The sequence below is a fragment of the Leucobacter triazinivorans genome, from assembly GCF_004208635.1.
GTDB lineage: Bacteria > Actinomycetota > Actinomycetes > Actinomycetales > Microbacteriaceae > Leucobacter > Leucobacter triazinivorans.
The window spans coordinates 3,092,491-3,107,868 of record NZ_CP035806.1; the positions used below are offsets into that span (position 1 = coordinate 3,092,491).

At 71.0% G+C, this 15,378-nt stretch carries 12 protein-coding genes; 3 read left to right on the forward strand and 9 right to left on the reverse strand.

Annotated elements, in window-relative coordinates:
- Positions 1 to 78: 78 nt before the first annotated feature.
- Positions 79 to 1,326 carry a pyridoxal phosphate-dependent aminotransferase gene (locus tag EVS81_RS13965; protein WP_130110907.1) on the forward strand — a complete coding sequence of 416 codons (1,248 nt, stop codon included), beginning with the start codon at positions 79 to 81 and terminating at the stop codon, positions 1,324 to 1,326.
- A gap of 174 nt (positions 1,327 to 1,500) precedes the next feature.
- On the opposite strand, the gene EVS81_RS13970 is transcribed toward EVS81_RS13965, so the two are convergent.
- From EVS81_RS13970 to ald, 6 genes are all read right to left on the reverse strand, one after another.
- Positions 1,501 to 2,610, reverse strand: coding sequence for a Zn-dependent alcohol dehydrogenase (locus EVS81_RS13970; protein WP_130110908.1), 1,110 nt, complete (start codon positions 2,608 to 2,610; stop codon positions 1,501 to 1,503).
- Positions 2,611 to 2,735: 125 nt separating this feature from the next.
- Complete coding sequence (locus EVS81_RS13975; RefSeq protein WP_130110909.1) at positions 2,736 to 3,308, reverse strand: DUF3156 family protein; 573 nt, start codon at positions 3,306 to 3,308, stop codon at positions 2,736 to 2,738.
- On the reverse strand, positions 3,305 to 4,747 hold the full coding sequence (locus EVS81_RS13980) for an APC family permease (protein WP_130110910.1): 1,443 nt from the start codon (positions 4,745 to 4,747) through the stop codon (positions 3,305 to 3,307). The genes EVS81_RS13975 and EVS81_RS13980 overlap by 4 nt, the downstream gene beginning before the upstream one ends.
- 181 nt (positions 4,748 to 4,928) lie before the next feature.
- On the reverse strand, positions 4,929 to 6,515 hold the full coding sequence (locus EVS81_RS13985) for a helix-turn-helix domain-containing protein (protein ID WP_130110911.1): 1,587 nt from the start codon (positions 6,513 to 6,515) through the stop codon (positions 4,929 to 4,931).
- A 14-nt stretch (positions 6,516 to 6,529) separates the two neighbouring features.
- Positions 6,530 to 6,988, reverse strand: coding sequence for a hypothetical protein (locus tag EVS81_RS13990; RefSeq protein WP_130110912.1), 459 nt, complete (start codon positions 6,986 to 6,988; stop codon positions 6,530 to 6,532).
- A gap of 24 nt (positions 6,989 to 7,012) precedes the next feature.
- A complete protein-coding gene (gene ald / locus EVS81_RS13995; RefSeq protein WP_130110913.1) occupies positions 7,013 to 8,137 on the reverse strand; it encodes an alanine dehydrogenase in 1,125 nt (374 codons plus the stop codon).
- 183 nt (positions 8,138 to 8,320) lie between these two features.
- Here ald and EVS81_RS14000 point away from each other — a divergent pair, with 183 nt between their 5' ends.
- Complete coding sequence (locus EVS81_RS14000) at positions 8,321 to 8,812, forward strand: Lrp/AsnC family transcriptional regulator (protein ID WP_130110914.1); 492 nt, start codon at positions 8,321 to 8,323, stop codon at positions 8,810 to 8,812.
- Positions 8,813 to 8,895: 83 nt separating this feature from the next.
- Here the strand turns inward: EVS81_RS14000 and EVS81_RS14005 are convergent, their stop codons facing one another.
- The 3 genes from EVS81_RS14005 to EVS81_RS14015 form a co-directional block, all read right to left on the reverse strand.
- Positions 8,896 to 10,773 (reverse strand): cation:proton antiporter, encoded by a 1,878-nt coding sequence (locus tag EVS81_RS14005; RefSeq protein WP_130110915.1) that lies wholly within the window; start codon positions 10,771 to 10,773, stop codon positions 8,896 to 8,898.
- A gap of 9 nt (positions 10,774 to 10,782) precedes the next feature.
- Positions 10,783 to 12,030: a winged helix DNA-binding domain-containing protein gene (locus EVS81_RS14010; RefSeq protein WP_130110916.1), complete on the reverse strand. Its 1,248-nt coding sequence runs from the start codon at positions 12,028 to 12,030 to the stop codon at positions 10,783 to 10,785.
- A gap of 143 nt (positions 12,031 to 12,173) precedes the next feature.
- Positions 12,174 to 13,256, reverse strand: coding sequence for an NADH:flavin oxidoreductase/NADH oxidase (locus EVS81_RS14015; protein ID WP_130110917.1), 1,083 nt, complete (start codon positions 13,254 to 13,256; stop codon positions 12,174 to 12,176).
- A 131-nt stretch (positions 13,257 to 13,387) separates the two neighbouring features.
- Between EVS81_RS14015 and EVS81_RS14020 the strand changes: the two genes are divergently transcribed.
- Positions 13,388 to 15,229 (forward strand): ABC transporter ATP-binding protein, encoded by a 1,842-nt coding sequence (locus tag EVS81_RS14020; protein ID WP_130110918.1) that lies wholly within the window; start codon positions 13,388 to 13,390, stop codon positions 15,227 to 15,229.
- Positions 15,230 to 15,378 lie beyond the last annotated feature (149 nt).

Consider the following 15,378-nt stretch of genomic DNA (forward strand, 5'->3'; position numbering starts at 1 on the left):
GCTCCCGCGCCCCGGGGGCTCGGGCGCACGAAGCGACGCGACCGCTCATCGGGGCGCGTGTCCGGCTAACGTGGAGGCATGATGAGACCCGGAGGACCGTTCAAGACCCCGCCGTCGCGCCGATTGGGTCACGAGACGCGCGTGTCGCCGCTCGCCGCCTCGAAGCGATCCCGCATCCCCGCCTTCGAGGTGATGCGCATCACCGACGAGATCGCCCGGCGCCGCGCCGCGGGGCACGATGTCGTCTCCCTCTGCGCGGGCGAGCCCGGTGCTCGACCGGCACCCGGCACCCTGCAGCCCGCCGGCTACACCGGCCCGCTCGGCACCGCCCCGCTGCGCGAGGCGATCGCGGGTCACTACCGCTCCTGGTACGACGTCGAGGTGGATCCCACGACCGTCGCCGTGACGACGGGATCCTCGGGGGCGTTCCAGCTCGTCTTCCTCGCGGCGTTCGATCCCGGCGACCGCGTCGCGCTCGCCAGCCCCGGCTACCCCGCGTACCGCAACATCCTCACGGCGCTCGGCGTGCACGTCGTCGAGATCCCCACCGGTCCGGCCACCCGCTACCGGCCGACGCCCGAACTGCTCGACGCGGCGGCCGCCGAGCACGGCCCGCTCGCGGGGCTGGTCATCGCCTCCCCGGCCAACCCGACCGGCACCATGCTCGGGCGCGGCGAGCTGTCGGCGCTCGTGACCTGGTGCACGGATCACGGAGCGCGCCTCATCAGCGATGAGATCTATCACGGCATCACCTTCCCCGCGGCAGGGGCCTCGGATCCGCGCGGCGTCACGGCGCGCGAGCTCGACCCGAACGCGGTGGTCATCAACTCGTTCTCGAAGTACTGGGGCATGACCGGTTGGCGGCTCGGGTGGGCGATCCTGCCGCCGGAGCTCGTCGGCCCTCTCGAAGCGCTCGCGTCCAATTTCGCGCTGTCACCGCCGGCGCCGGCCCAGGAGCTCGCGCTGACCGCGTTCACCGACGAGAGCTACGCCGAGCGCGATGCGGTCGTGGCCGGTTTCGCCCGCGCGCGGGCGCTGATCCTCGACGCCGCGCCGCGGCTGCAGTGGGGCACCGCCGCGCCGTCGGACGGGGCCTTCTACTACTACTCCGAGCTGGGGCCGCAGCTGGAGCGGTTCGGGGATTCCGTGCGGTACGCGCGGGCGCTGCTCGAGCGCGCCGACGTGGCGGTGGTGCCCGGTGTGGACTTCGACCCCGGCGCAGGGCCGAGTCGCGCCGGGGGAGGCCAGGCGGTGCGGCTCTCCTACGCGGCGGGTGAGGCCGCGGTCGCCGAGGCGGTCGACCGCATCGTGCGTTTCCAGGGCTGAGGACGCCCGCCGCCCGCCGCCCGCTGTCCGCCGCCCGCCGCCTGCACGGGAGGGCGCCTCTCGTGCAGGAGATCGGCGTTCGGACAGGACGGTATCTTGAAGAGGATCCTGCGCGAACGGTGATCTCCTGCACGGGCGGCGGGAGCTGCACGGGAGGCACGGTCGCCCCGAGGGTCAGTACTCGATGACCGTGCGGATCCCGCGGCCGCTGCGCATCTCGTCGAAGGCCTCGTTCACGCCCTCGAGCGGAATGCGCGCGGTGACCATGGAGTCGAGATCGACGCGGCCCTCGAGGTAGAGGTCGATGATCCTCGGGAAGTCGATCGACTGCCGGCTCGAACCGTAGTTCGAGCCGATCAGGCGCTTCTCCTGGTCGCTCATCACGAACGGATCGATCGAGATCTTCACGCCATCGGCGACCTGACCCACCACGACGGTCGTCCCACCGCGGCTCGTCGCCTCGTAGCAGGCCTCGATGGTGACGGGCAGGCCGATGGCTTCGAACGCGTAGTCCACGCCCCGCCCGTCGGTGAGCTCGTGCACGGCCGAGACCAGATCGACCTCGCGGCTGTTGACGGTGTGCGTCGCGCCGAATCGGCGGCCGAGTTCGAGCTTCTCCTCGCTCACGTCGGCGACGATGATCTGCCTCGCGCCGGCCAGGCGGGCCCCCTGCACCACGTTCAAGCCCACACCGCCGCAGCCCACGACGAGCACGGTGCTGCCCGGCTCGACGCGGGCGGTGTTCACCACCGCGCCGATGCCGGTCGTCACGGCGCAGCCGACCAGTGCGGCCTGCGCCAGCGGGGCGTCCTTCCGGATCTTGATCGCGGCGGAGGCGGGAACCATGGCGTGATCGCCGAATGACCCTACGGCGAGGAAGCTCTTCACTCCCTGATCGCCGTCGCGGAGCCGCGGGCGACCGTCGAAGAACACGTGCTGGTAGGCCGTCTCGTTCGCCAGCTGGCAGAGCACGGGCCGGCCCGAGACGCAGAACTCGCACTTCTGGCACGAGGGCGTCCACGAGAGGATCACGTGGTCGTCCACTTCCAGGTCGTCGACCTCGCTGCCGACCGCGACGACGACGCCGGCCCCCTCGTGCCCGAGCACCAGCGGGGCGGGAGTCGCCCATTCGCCGTCCAAGGCATGCAGGTCGCTGTGGCAGACGCCGGAGGCGGCGATCCGCACCAGCACCTCGTTCGGGCCGGGCTCCGAGTCGATCTGCAGCTCGCGGATCTCGAGGGGCAGTTCGGGGCCGACGAAGACTGCGGCCTTGACGTTGATCATGGGGGTCCTTTCAGAGGTGGAGAGGCATGCGGCGGGGAGCGATGCGACCTGACGACCGGACGACCGGACGCGGTCGGTCGACCGGACCCGACCGGAGGCCCGGACGGGGTCGAACGGCCGACGGACTAGGCGGCCACGGGAGCGGCCGAGCCGGCCCGCCACGAGGCCAGCGCTCGGATGAGGTCGAGGATGCGCTCGGGCTCGCCGGCGGGGAACGCCGTCGCGCTGAACACCGGCGGGATGAGCACCCACACGTACGACCCGCCCATGGGGGTGAGCACGACCCTGCGGCGCCCGCCTGCACCGGTGATCTTCGAACGGATCAGGTCGATCCCATCGAAGTGGGCCTGCAGCTCGCGGTTGAGCGCGTCGAGCTGCGCCCCGCCGGCCGCTGCGGCGCCCGAGCGCGCGTAGTGCGGGCTGCCGCCCCGGTGGGAGAGCACCACCTCTCCGGGCACCGCCGAGTCGGCCGGGAGATCGACCGCGATGGTGAGGTTGTACACCCGGGAGAAGATGTAGTTGCCCGGATCGTAGCTGAGTGCAAGCCGCAGCCCGTCTGCGGTGCGCACCTCGACGGACACGTCGTCAGCGCTGGTGATCTCTCCGAATTGCGCGGCGACTCGTCGGAGCGCCGCGCGGGCGCGGGTGACGATGACTCCCTGCCCCTCGAGCGCGTGGCGCCGCGGTCGCGACCTCACCGCAGGCCTCCCTCGGGCGCACGGGCCGCGGAGTCGAGAGCGATCTCCGGCTCCTCCTCGAGGCTCTCCGATCGCACCACGATGTTGTTCTGGGTGTGGACGAGATCGGTCGGCGCGAACAGCGGCAGGCGATTGCGCTTCAGCCAGATCACCGCGAACAGTGCGATGGCCCCCAGGATCACGCCGGCGCTGGACCAGACGATCAGGCGCTGCTCCATGTCGGGCACGATGAAGATGATCAGGTACGCGCAGGACGCGATGCCGAGGATCTGGGGCAGCGGATAGAGCGGCGTCTTGAAGGGGCGACGGGCGCGCGGGTACCGGCGCCGCAGCACGACGACGTCGATCTGAGCGATGATGTAGCTGATCAGCCAGGTCACGCAGGCCACGCTGATGAGGTTGAGGATCAGGTCGATCCCGCCCTGGGCGAAGGTCGAGTAGAGCAGCACGGCCGCCATGCAGCCCGCAGTGACGAGCATGCCCGCCCACGGCACCCGGCTGCGACGGCTCACCCGCGCGAACCACCGGGGCAGGAGCCCCTCGTTGGCGAGGCCGTAGAGCATGCGCGGGATCGCGGCGAGGTATGAGTTCCCGGTGGAGAACGACGCGAGAATCGTCACGCCGGTCATCACGAGGCCGCCGGTGGCGCCGAAGATCGCGGTGGCTCCCACGACGTGGGGAATCGAGGACGCGGCCATCTCGGCGAGATCCGCGTAGCGGGTCGCGCCCCACCCGAAGAGCACGTCGACGACGAAGATGGTCGAGACTCCCAGGATCATCGCCATCGGAATGGTCTTCCAGGGGCGCTTGACCTCCTCGGCGAGCGGTGCGACGAACTCCATGCCGATGTAGAGCCAGATCGCCACGGCACCCATCGACGCGAGGGTGCCCCAGTCGGTAGCGAGCAGCGGGTTGTCGACCCGCTCCTGCCCGGTGAATCCGAACACGCCGGCGAGCCCCATGATCGCGAGCACGGCCATCATGCCGAACACGATGGGGATCTGCACGCGCGCGAAGATGTCGACGCCGGAGATGTTGAGGACGAGCAGGATCGCGAGCAGGAGGAACGAGAAGGCCGCGGCGGGGAAGCCGGTGAGCGACTGGAACGATTCTCCGGCCACGAGCAGCTGCGTGCCGCCGTCTGCCGAGACGAGCACGAGGTACCCGCCCAGCACCGCGATGATGGCCATCAGGCGTCCCAGCGCGGGCAGCGTGTACTCGCCCACCATCCCGCCCCCGGGGAGCATCGACGCCAGCTCGCCGTAGGAGATCGCCACCATGACGATGATGACGAGTCCGATGAAGGCGGGGATCGCGAAGGCGAGTCCGCCCGTGCCGAACCCGTTGCCCAGCGAGACCATTGCCGTGCCGGAGACGACGAGCCCGGTCGAGGCGGCGTAGGCGGCCCCGAAGCCGAGGCTTCTCTTGAGTTTCGTCATGGTTCAGCTCCCTTGCTCATGACGGTCGGGGGTGTGGTGCTCCCCATCATGCAGCCTCGAGAGCGACCGGTGCATTCGACGAAATGGTCGGTGAGGCGACGGTATGCGACACTTCGATCACTGGCTGCGCGGCCACGCTTCGGCAGAATGTCGAAACGGAGTGAGGGAGATCGACGGTTTGCTAGGACTGGTAGTAGCGCAGAGCCAGAGCGAGCTCTGCCCGCGCCTGGAAGTCGTCGAGATCCGATGCGGTGAGCATCGAGATCTGCTCGAGGCGATGCGCGAGCGTGTGCCGGTGGATCTCGAGTTCTCGAGCCGCGGGGAGCGGACGGCCGTGGTGCCGCAGCCAGACCGCGAGCGTGCGGACGAGCTCGGTGCCGCTCTCGCGGTCCTGCGCCCCCAGCCGCCCGAGCAGGCGGCGGGCCACGTGCGCCGCGTCCGACGCGTCGATGAGATCTGAGACCCCTTCGCGCCAGATGTCCGGAAAGGCCGTGACCCCCGCGACACCGCGGCGCAGCCCGAAGTCCGCCGCCTTCTTCGCCTCCTCGAGCGCTAGGGCGAGGCCCTCCCAGCGCTCGCATCGCGAGCTCCCGAGCACCAGGGAGAACGGGCGCAGGTGCTCGATCAGCAGGTCGACGTCGCGCTCCTGCACCAGCAGTGCGGCGTCGCTGCGGTAGCGGGCGAAGAAGAGCGGGAACTCGGTGCCCGCCTGGAGGCCCTCGAGCGCCGGCATGAGGCGTTCGGCGTCGAAGTGCTGCGGGACGCCGATGAGCGTCACCAGCGGGGGAGCGGGGAGCGGCCCCCACACGCTCTCGACGATGTGGCGCGTGACCGAGACGCTGCCCGAGAGTACGAGCTGCAGCAGCGCCTCGCGGAGGGTGAGGTGCAGCGAGGCCAGAGCCTGGTTCTGCTCGAGCGAGACGCTCACCAGCGCCAGCACGCTGGAGAGCACGTTGCGCGACAGGTCGTCGAAACCTCGGCTCAGCGTCAGCACCAGCATGCCGCTCGGCGCGCCGGGCTCGCCGAGCATCTGCAGCACGGCCTCGACCTCCGGCGTCACCTGCGCCGAACGGAAGCGCTGTTCGCCCTCCAGCGTCGTCTGCACGATCGGCGTGAGCTCCGCCTCGCCGATCCGCGGGCCGTCGGGAGCCTCGACGACCGTGACGGGGCGCCCGAGCGGATCGTAGAGCGCGACGCCGCATCCGAGTTGACGCGCGGTCTCGCGCAGCGTGGCGTTGAGACCGTCGCGCCGGGTGGCGGCGTTGGCGATCGCCTTCTGCGCGCGCAGCGAGCGGGTGTACCGCTCGGTCTGGTCCCGCTGCAGCACGCGCGCGGCCTCCTGCAGCAGATCCATGAACGAGATCTCATAGGGCACGTCGAAGAGGATCAGGCCGTGACGGCGGCACGCGAGCGCCAGCTGGTGCGGCACCCCGCGGTGCACCACGTCGCTCCCGAAACCGATCCCGATCACGCCGTGCGCAGCGACGAGCGCCGCGTAGTCCTCGTAGATGCGCTCGAGCCGCTCGGGGGGAACACGCACCTCGGGCACGGAGGGGTCCGCCGAGTGCACCACCGGGAACTGCCAGCCGAGCGTCAGGATGACCTCCGCCGGCCCGAGGAACGGCGTGGGATCGATCATGTCCGTCGCGTGCAGCCACTCGAACTCCTGATCGAAGCTCTGCTCCGCGGTGGCCTCGTCCTCGCCTCCGACGATCAGGCGCAGGTGCAGCGAGGGGTTCTGGAGCAGCTTGCGCAGACTGAGAGACACCCGACCAGGTTACGTCACGGCTCCAGGCGGATCGGCGTGCCCGCGGCGATGCCGACGCGGCGCTGCAGGGCCGCATCCACCGCGGCCGGTTCGGCGGACGAGATCCCGAACTCGCCGAGCACCGCGGGGCCGTCGGCTCCCAGCCCCAGCACCACCGCGCTCACGGATTCGGCCAGCGGTCCTTCGAGTCCGGCGACGGCGCGCGACAGCGCCGAGCGCGTCGCTCGGGCGAGCGCGGCGGGATCGTCTCCCGCCGACACCTCGGCGTCGCAGTAGACCACACCGTCGCCCGACACCGCCTCTGCCACGAGCGCGCCGCCCGCACGGCGCACGCGCACCTCGAGCACGCTGCTCGTCGACGCGAGCGGAACGGTGGAGAACGGCAGCGGAATGCCCGAAGGGGCGTCACCGTGATCATGGGCCGCATGGCCTCGATCAGGTGACGCCCCTCCGAAGGTGAACTTCAGATCCATGGGATCCAGCGTACGCCCTGGTGGTTACGCGTTCGCCGCGAGCACGTCCTCGACGCTCGAGTAGGCGAGCTCGGGGAAGGCGTCGGCGACGCCCTTGAAGGTGAGGACCCCGTCGTGCGCGTTGAGGCCGAGGGCGAGTGCGGGATCGGCCTGCAGTGCGGACACCCACCCCTTATCGGCCAGTGCGACGACGTAGGGGAGCGTCGCGTTGGTGAGCGCCGCGGTCGAGGTCTCGGGCACGGCGCCGGGCATGTTCGCCACGCAGTAGTAGATCGAGTTGTGCACCGGGAAGGTGGGGTCGTCGTGCGTGGTGGGGCGGGAGTTCTCGAAGCAGCCGCCCTGGTCGATGGCGATGTCGACGAGCACCGAGCCCGGCTTCATCTGGGCAACCATCTCGTCGGTGACGAGCTTGGGGGCCTTCTCGCCCGGGATCAGCACGGAGCCGATCACGAGATCGGCATCCTTGAGCGCCTCGGTGATGTTGTGCGCGTTCGAGGTGCGGGTCTGGATGCGGCCGTCGAACTCGTCCTCGAGCTGCTTGAGGCGCGGGATGAAGATGTCGATGATCGTGACGTCGGCACCCATGCCGTAGGCGATGCGCGCGGCCTGCTCGCCGGCGGCACCGCCGCCGATGACGACGACCTTGCCGCGACGGGTCGCGGTGACGCCGCCGAGCAGCACGCCGCGGCCCCCGTTGGCCTTCATGAGCGCGTACGCGCCGACCTGCGCGGAGAGCCGGCCCGCCACCTCGGACATCGGGGCGAGCAGGGGCAGCGCGCGGCCCACCTGCACGGTCTCGTAGGCGATGGCGGTGGTGCCTGATTCGAGCACCTTCTCGGTGAGTGTCTTGTCTGCGGCGAGGTGCAGGTAGGTGAACAGCACCTGGCCCTTGCGCATCTTGTCGTACTCGGCCGCGATGGGCTCCTTGACCTTGAGGATCATGTCGGACTGCGACCACACCTCGTCGGCGCCCGCGACGATTGTCGCGCCGGCGGCCGTGTACTCGGCATCGGTGATGGCCGAACCGAGACCGGCGCCGGCCTGCACCAGCACCTCGTGGCCGCGGCGGGCGAGCTCGAAGACACCGGCCTGCGTGATGGCGACGCGGTTCTCGTTGTTCTTGATTTCGGTGGGAATACCGACGCGCATGATCTGCTCCAGAGATGTTGAATGCGGGGGTGTGCGTGTGCCCGGCAGCCGCCGCCGCGTGGCAGCGGGCGATGTCAGGATGCCTCCGATTGTGCAGCATATTCGCTTTCCGTAAAAAAAGCACGAATTCTCTTCGGATACAGTCGCTATTATGGAAGAAACTGAAGCGAAAGGTGGTGTTCGATGTCCGAAGGATCGAAGAATCTGCGCCCGGAGGCGGACCTCGACGACGTCGATCGGAAGATCGTGGACGAGCTGCAGGCGAACGGTCGCATCACCAACGCCGAACTGGCAGAGCGCGTGGGTGTCGCCGCATCCACCTGCATCGCGCGGGTGCGGAGCCTGGTCGCGCGCCGGATCATCACGGGGTTCACGGCGAGCGTGGATCCGAGGGCGATGGGGCTCGGGCTCGAGGTGCTGGTGAGCGTGACCGTGCGTTCGGGCGCGCGGCAGCGCATCGCCGAGCTGAGCGACGAGCTGCGCTCGCTGCCCGAGGTGATGCAGCTCTTCTTCCTCGGCGGTGTCGAAGACTTCATCATCCATCTCGCGGCCCGGGATTCCGACCACGTGCGCGATTTCGTCATGGAGCACCTGTCCGCGCACCCGGCGGTCTCATCGACCCGCACGAGCATCGTCTTCAGTCACCATCAGAACCCGGTGCGCGTGGAGCGCTGACCGCCGAGGAACGGCGCTCCGCTCCTGCTCGCTGCGCTCCTGCTCGCTGCGCTCCTGCTCGCCGGCGGGTGACCGGCCCGCGGTCAGTGCGGCGCCGGAGGGCTCAGCCGCGTCTCGTAGGCGTCGAGCGCCAGCTCGGCCGCCCGCAGCGACCGCGAGCTGTAGCGCCCGATCGCGCGCTCCTCGAGCAGCGCCTCCCGCTGCGCGTCGAGCGCGACCCGGGCGAGGCGCCGCTGCAGCTGCCCGGGGGACTCCGCACCCGGCAGGCCGACCGGCGCGGTCGGGTCTGCGGCCGGCGCGATGGGGAGAAGCGCGTGGCGTGCTCCGATCCTCGCCCGTCGCGCGGCTTCCTCCGTGATCGTCGCCCCTCGGGCGGTGCCGTCGCTGCGCGCCCCCTCATCGGCCTCGGCTCCGCTGGGCGCAGCGGGATCGCCGGCACGCGCCCCCTCATCGGCCTGCGCTGCGTCGCCGGGCCCGACGGGGGTCGCGGTCCGATCCGGCGCCTCAGCCCGCTCGGCGAGCGCCTCGTCGATTGCCTCGTCGGCGGCCGCGTTCAGATCGCGGCTCAGTGCGGTGAGTTCGGCGTGCTCGCCGCCCGTGCCGGCCCCGTGCGGCCAGAGCCTGCGGATGAGCGCCGGGAGCGTCAGGCCGTGCAGCAGCAGCGTGACGACCGCGACCGCGAAGGCGGCGAGCACGAGCTGCGGACGGTAGGGCACGGTCGTGGGGATCGACTGCGCCGCGGCCAGGGTGACCACGCCCCGCATGCCGCTCCACGACAGCACGACGCCGTCGCGCCAGCCCAGGCGCTGTTCCCGCTCGTGCGCGAGGTCGGCCGCCGACCGCCGGGCGCGCATATCGAGCCTGCGGAGGCGATCGATCATTCGGCGGTCGGCGCGTTCGGCCGCGCCTGAGCGCTGCACGCGTGCGTTGAGCTGCGAGTAGCCGGCGCTGCGGCGCTCGTACTGCCGGGTGGCGCCGCGCATGCCGGCGACGAGCGGGGTCACGAATGCGGCGCGGCACGCGATGAGGACGGCCACCAGCACGAGCGAGAGCGCCCCGATGTGCTCCAGCTGCAGCGTGCTCTCGCTCACCTGCTCCACGAGCGAGTGCAGCTGCAGGCCCATCACCAGGAATACGCCGTTCTCCAGGATGAACTGCACGGTGCGCCAATTGAGGCGCTCGTTCATGCGGGCCGCGGCGTTGAACCTGCGGGAGGCGTGATGCCCGGTGTAGAGGCCGGTCACGACAACCGCGAGCACACCGGACGCCTGCAGCTGCTCGGCGGGCACGAAGGCGATGAACGGCACGGTGAACGAGACGATCGTGTCGTGCACCGGGTTCGTGAGCTTCGATCGGACCCAGACGGTGATCACGCCGATGAGGAGGCCGATCGCGATGGCCACCGCTGCGGCGAGGGCGAAGGTTCCCGCCGCTGCGGACAGCGCGAAGCTCCCGGCGGTGGCGGCGATGGCCGTCTTGAGCAGCACCAGCGACGTGGCATCGTTCACCAGGCTCTCGCCCTCGAGGATCGTCACGACCCGCTCGGGCATGCCGAGCCGCTTGCCGATCGAGGTCGCCGCGACCGCATCGGTCGGACTGACGACCGCGCCGAGCGCCATCGCCGCCGGGAGCGGCACGACGGGCACGATCCAGTGCACCAGGAAGCCCACGGCCACGGCCGAGATGATCACCAGGATCACCGACAGACCGACGACCGGCCGGACGTTGCGCCGGAAGTCGACGATCGGCACGTTGACGGCCGCGGCGTAGAGCAGGGGAGGGAGCACGACGACGAGGATGACCTCGGGATCGATCTCGATGGGGGGTACGAAAGGGAGGTACCCGATGCCGATCCCGAGCAGCACGAGCAGCAGGGGAGCGGCGATACGGATCCTGCTGCCGAGGATCGAGGCGCCGACGAGGAGGATGACGGCGGCCACGGCGACGAGCTCGTATTCCATGACCGTATCCTAGAGGCCGTCGCGGCCGGCGGACGCCGCGTCGGCGTGCCGGATCGGGCCCGGCTCGAGACCGTGGAAGGCGGCCCAGCGCCCGGCCTCCGGAGCGAGCGCCTCGAGGTCGATGCGGGCACCGGGGAGCGCGGCGACCTCGATGCCCCCGCCCGCCCGCGCCGCCCGCTTCCACGTGCCCGCCACGCGCCCCCGGTGCAGCACGGTCGCGAGGAACATGCCGTTGCGCCCCGGCACGATGCGCTCGAAATGCGCCGGATCGAGCTGAGGGTCGCGCAGCGCGTAGCCGAGCAGATGCTCGTCGAATGCCGGCAGCAGCAGCCACTCGGGAACGGGACTCCCGGTTTCGAGTGCGTCGGAGGGCGCCCAGAGCGCGCCTGCGGCGCCGGTCGTATCTGCCAGACGCATGCGTGTCAGCCGGCCCTGCTCGACCGCGGCGTCGAGCCCCAGTGCCGCGTCGGCCGCGGGGATACCGGCCCACCAGGCCAGATCCTTCGCGCGCACCGGTCCGCGCCCCGCGGCATAGCGGGCGGCGAGCTCGGCCGCCGGATGCTCGGGCGTGCGCGCGTCGCGGATCCACTCCTCGGCGAGCACGAGCCGGGGCTCCGCGACGCCGTCGGTCGGCCCGAACACCGCGACGCCGTTCTGGCACAGCCACCAGATGACGTGGTAGCGCCAGTTGCTCCGCCACTCGATGCCGGCGTCCGTCCAGGTCTCGGCGAGCTGCCCGCGCGAGAGCCCGTCACCGCCGCGGAGCGCCTGCACCGAGACCTCGACGAGGCGCTCCAGCAGGGCATCGCTCAGCCCGAGCACGGCACGGCGCTTCGCAGCCCCGGCGAGCGGGCGCGCTCCCGCGATCGACTGCACCCACCCGATGTCCTCCGCGGGGACCACGTGGATGGTGCCCCGCATCGGCCAGGTGCGCACCACTCGCCCTTCGGTGAACGCGGCCGCCACGTGCGCGAGTGTCGTCTCGTCGCCGGCGAGGTGCGCCGCGCGCACGCCCAGCGCCCAGCGCGAGGAGCGCCAGTCCTGGCCCTGGAGCGCGAGCATGTGCCGTGCGACGGCGGCGATGCGATCGGCGCCCGAGTCGCTGCCGGATCCGGCGTCCGTCCCGGTCGCGCCGTCGGGCCCGGTCGCGCCGTTCGTGTCGGAGCCCGGCCGGCGTTCGACAGGTGCCCCGGGGACGAGCCCGAGCGCGCGCATGCGCATCGCCAGGACGTCTGCGGAGGTGAGCACCGGATTCATGCGGTCAGTGTAGCGACGGCCACCGACACCGTCCCGGCGCCGACACGCTCCCGGCTCCCGCCGCGCTTCGACTCGGGCGCTCTCCGATCCCGCATCGGCCGCCGGGCGCCGCGATCCCGCGCTGCACGCAGGAACCGCGCGCGTCAGAACCGCGCGCGGCGGTACTGCGGCGGCACGAGCTCCTCGGCCGTTGCAGCGCGGAGCTCGTGGGCCCAGCGGATCGGCAGGTGCGGGTCCGCGAGCAGCGGGCGCCCGAGCGAGACGACGTCTGCCTGACCGGTCGCGAGGATCCCCTCGGCCTGCGCCGCCGAGGTGATGAGCCCGACCGCGCTCACCGGCAGCGGACCGCGTCCCACGCGCTCCGCGAGCGCGACCTGGTAGGAGGGGCCGACGGGGATGCGCGCGTCGGGCACGTTGCCGCCGGAGGAGACGTCGAGAAGGTCGGCGCCGTCCTCCGCGAGCCACTCCGACACGACGGCGGCCTCCTCGACATCGAAGCCGCCGGCCACCCACTCGGTCGCCGAGAGGCGCACCACGAGGGGCAGCCGGGGATGCCGGCTCCGGATCGCGCGCACCACGTCGCGCAGCAGCCGCGCGCGTCCCGCGAGGTCGCCTCCGTACGCGTCGTCGCGCCGGTTCGACAGCGGCGACAGGAACTCGTGGATGAGGTAGCCGTGGGCGGCGTGCACCTCGACGAGGTCGATCCCGGCCTCGACCGCCCGATCGGCGGCCTCGGCGAAGGCGAGCACGACCCGTGAGACGCCCTCCGCGTCCAGAGCCCGAGGCGTTGCGAGGTCGCCGAAGGGAATCGGCGAGGGGGCCAGCGTCTCCCAGCCCCCCGACCCGACGGCCACCGATCCTTCGGAGAACCCGGGCAGCCAGGGCTGGGTGGAGGCCTTGCGGCCCGCGTGCGCGAGCTGCACGCCGAAGCGCGCGCCGTGAGCGTGCACCACGTCGGCGAGACGCGCGAACGCGGCCGTCTGCGCCGCGTTCCAGAGCCCGAGATCTCGCGGAGAGATGCGCCCCTCGGGCACCACGGCGGTCGCCTCGGCCATCACGAGCCCCGCCCCTCCGCGGGCGAGACCGCCGAGGTGCTGCACGTGCCAGTCGCGCGGCACGCCGTCCTCCTCCGCGACCGAGTACTGGCACATGGGCGCCACCCACACCCGGTTGCGCAGTTCGAGGTCCCGGAGGCGGATCGGGCGGAAGAGCTGGGGGTCGGCCATGGGTCGCGAGTCTACTCCTCTAGACTGCGGGGAAGAATCTGCGCTCGAAGACGTTGCACCCCGTGACGGCACCCCGTCGAACGCAGCCGCCCCACACCACTCGGAGCGGCATCTCCCGGAGGCACGACGCATTGAGCACGCTACTGCGCATCCTGAGGTTCACCCGATCCCTCACCCCGTACTACATCGGCATCATGATCGCGGCCGCGGTGGTCACCGCCGCAGGGCTCGCCGTGCCGTTCATCACCGGTCGCGCCACGGACGTGATCGTGAGCGCGGTGGATTCCTCGGTCTCGGGGCAGGAGACGGTGGCCGATGTCGCGGGTGAGGCGACACGCATCGTCGTGCTGCTGGCGATCGCCCTGCTGGCGGTGAGTCTCGTCGAGGCCGGCATCGGCAACGTGGGCGGCTACTGGGGCGACGTGATGAGCGCGAAGATGCGCACGATCCTCTCGACGCGCTATTTCGAGCAGCTCCTCGCACTGCCGCAGCGCTACTACGACAACGAGCTCACAGGCACGATCGTGGCGCGGCTCAACCGGTCGATCTCCGAGATCACGAACTTCATGAAGACCTTCTCGAACATGTTCGTGACGCTGCTGCTCACGACCGTCTCGGTGCTGGTGATCAGCGCCTGGTACTACTGGCCGCTCGCCGCGCTGCTGATCATCGCCTACCCGCTCTACCTGTGGCTGACCACGCTGACGAGCCGCAAGTGGCAGCGCCTCGAGGGCGAGAAGAACGTGCACGTCGACGTCGCGTCCGGGCGCTTCGCCGAGGTGGTCGGGCAGATGCGCGTGGTCAAGTCGTTCGTGCGGGAGCGCAGCGAGCTCGACGCCTTCAGCCGCCGCTTCGCGAGCACGGAGCAGCTCACGTCCCGGCAGTCGCGCCACTGGCACGTGATGGACGCGGTGCGTCAGGGCGTGCTGCACCTCATCTTCTTCGTGCTGTACGCGATCATCTTCGTGCGCACCGTCACAGGGCACTTTACGCCGGGCGAGATGGTGATGCTGATCCAGCTCATGGCCATGGCCCGGCAGCCCGTCATGAGCCTCAGCTGGGTGGTCGATTCGGCGCAGCGGGCGATCGCGGGATCGAAGTCGTACTTCGAGGTGATGGATCTCGATCCGACGCGGGTCGACGGCGGCGGGGCGCGCCCTGTCGCACCTCAGGCGTGGCGCAAACCCGAGTCCGAGGGCGCCCCGGATCGGCCGGCGGTGTCGTTCCGCGATGTGCACTTCGGCTACGACGACGGCGGGGATGTGCTCGAGGGCATCTCCTTCGACGTGGGGCCGGGGGAGCGGATCGCGTTCGTCGGCGAGTCCGGCGGCGGCAAGACCACGATCACCAATCTGTTGATGGGCCTCTACGGGGTGCGCTCGGGGCGCATCGAGGTGGTGGGCGCGGGCGACGACCTCGAGGCGCTGCGCCGCAGCGTCGGGGTCGTGTTCCAGGAGCCGAACCTGTTCTCGGGAACCATCGCCGAGAACATCGCCTACGGGCGTCCGGACGCGACGCGCGAGGAGATCGAGGCCGTGGCGCGACGCGCGGCGGTCGACTCGTTCGTCGAGCGCTTCCCGAAGGGCTACGACACGGTGATCGGCGAGCGCGGGATCAAGCTGTCGGGTGGGCAGAAGCAGCGGATCGCGGTGGCGCGCGCCATGCTGAAGGACGCGCCGATCCTCGTGCTCGACGAGGCGACCTCTGCGCTCGACACCAAGTCGGAGCGTCTCGTACAGGCCGGCCTGGAAGACCTGATGCGCGGGCGCACCAGTCTGATCATCGCGCATCGGCTCTCGACGATCGCCGAGGTGGACCGGATCGTGACGCTGCGCGACGGCCGCATCGACGAGATCGGCACGCCCGCGGAGCTGGCCGCGTCGGGCGGAATCTACGCCGAGCTGCTCGAGCTGCAGCACTCGACCGCGAAGGCGGATCGCAAGCGTCTGCGCGAGTTCGAGGTGGTGGGGTAGGCGCCCTGCCCTGCCCTGCCCTGCCCTGCCCTGCTGCCGCCGCTTACGCAGGAGAAAACCGTTCCCGCAGGAGGGCAATCGCGGATGCCTCCTGCATGACTGGCTTTCTCCTGCACGGGCGGCGCGGGATCGGCCGTGGCGCCGATCGA

Coding starts and splice junctions, on each gene's coding strand:
- EVS81_RS13965 (WP_130110907.1), top strand. CDS start 79: ATGATGAGACCCGGAGGACCGTTCAAGACCCCGCCGTCGCGCCGATTG.
- EVS81_RS13970 (WP_130110908.1), bottom strand. CDS start 2,610: ATGATCAACGTCAAGGCCGCAGTCTTCGTCGGCCCCGAACTGCCCCTC.
- EVS81_RS13980 (WP_130110910.1), bottom strand. CDS start 4,747: ATGACGAAACTCAAGAGAAGCCTCGGCTTCGGGGCCGCCTACGCCGCC.
- EVS81_RS13990 (WP_130110912.1), bottom strand. CDS start 6,988: ATGGATCTGAAGTTCACCTTCGGAGGGGCGTCACCTGATCGAGGCCAT.
- ald (WP_130110913.1), bottom strand. CDS start 8,137: ATGCGCGTCGGTATTCCCACCGAAATCAAGAACAACGAGAACCGCGTC.
- EVS81_RS14000 (WP_130110914.1), top strand. CDS start 8,321: ATGTCCGAAGGATCGAAGAATCTGCGCCCGGAGGCGGACCTCGACGAC.
- EVS81_RS14005 (WP_130110915.1), bottom strand. CDS start 10,773: ATGGAATACGAGCTCGTCGCCGTGGCCGCCGTCATCCTCCTCGTCGGC.
- EVS81_RS14010 (WP_130110916.1), bottom strand. CDS start 12,030: ATGAATCCGGTGCTCACCTCCGCAGACGTCCTGGCGATGCGCATGCGC.
- EVS81_RS14015 (WP_130110917.1), bottom strand. CDS start 13,256: ATGGCCGACCCCCAGCTCTTCCGCCCGATCCGCCTCCGGGACCTCGAA.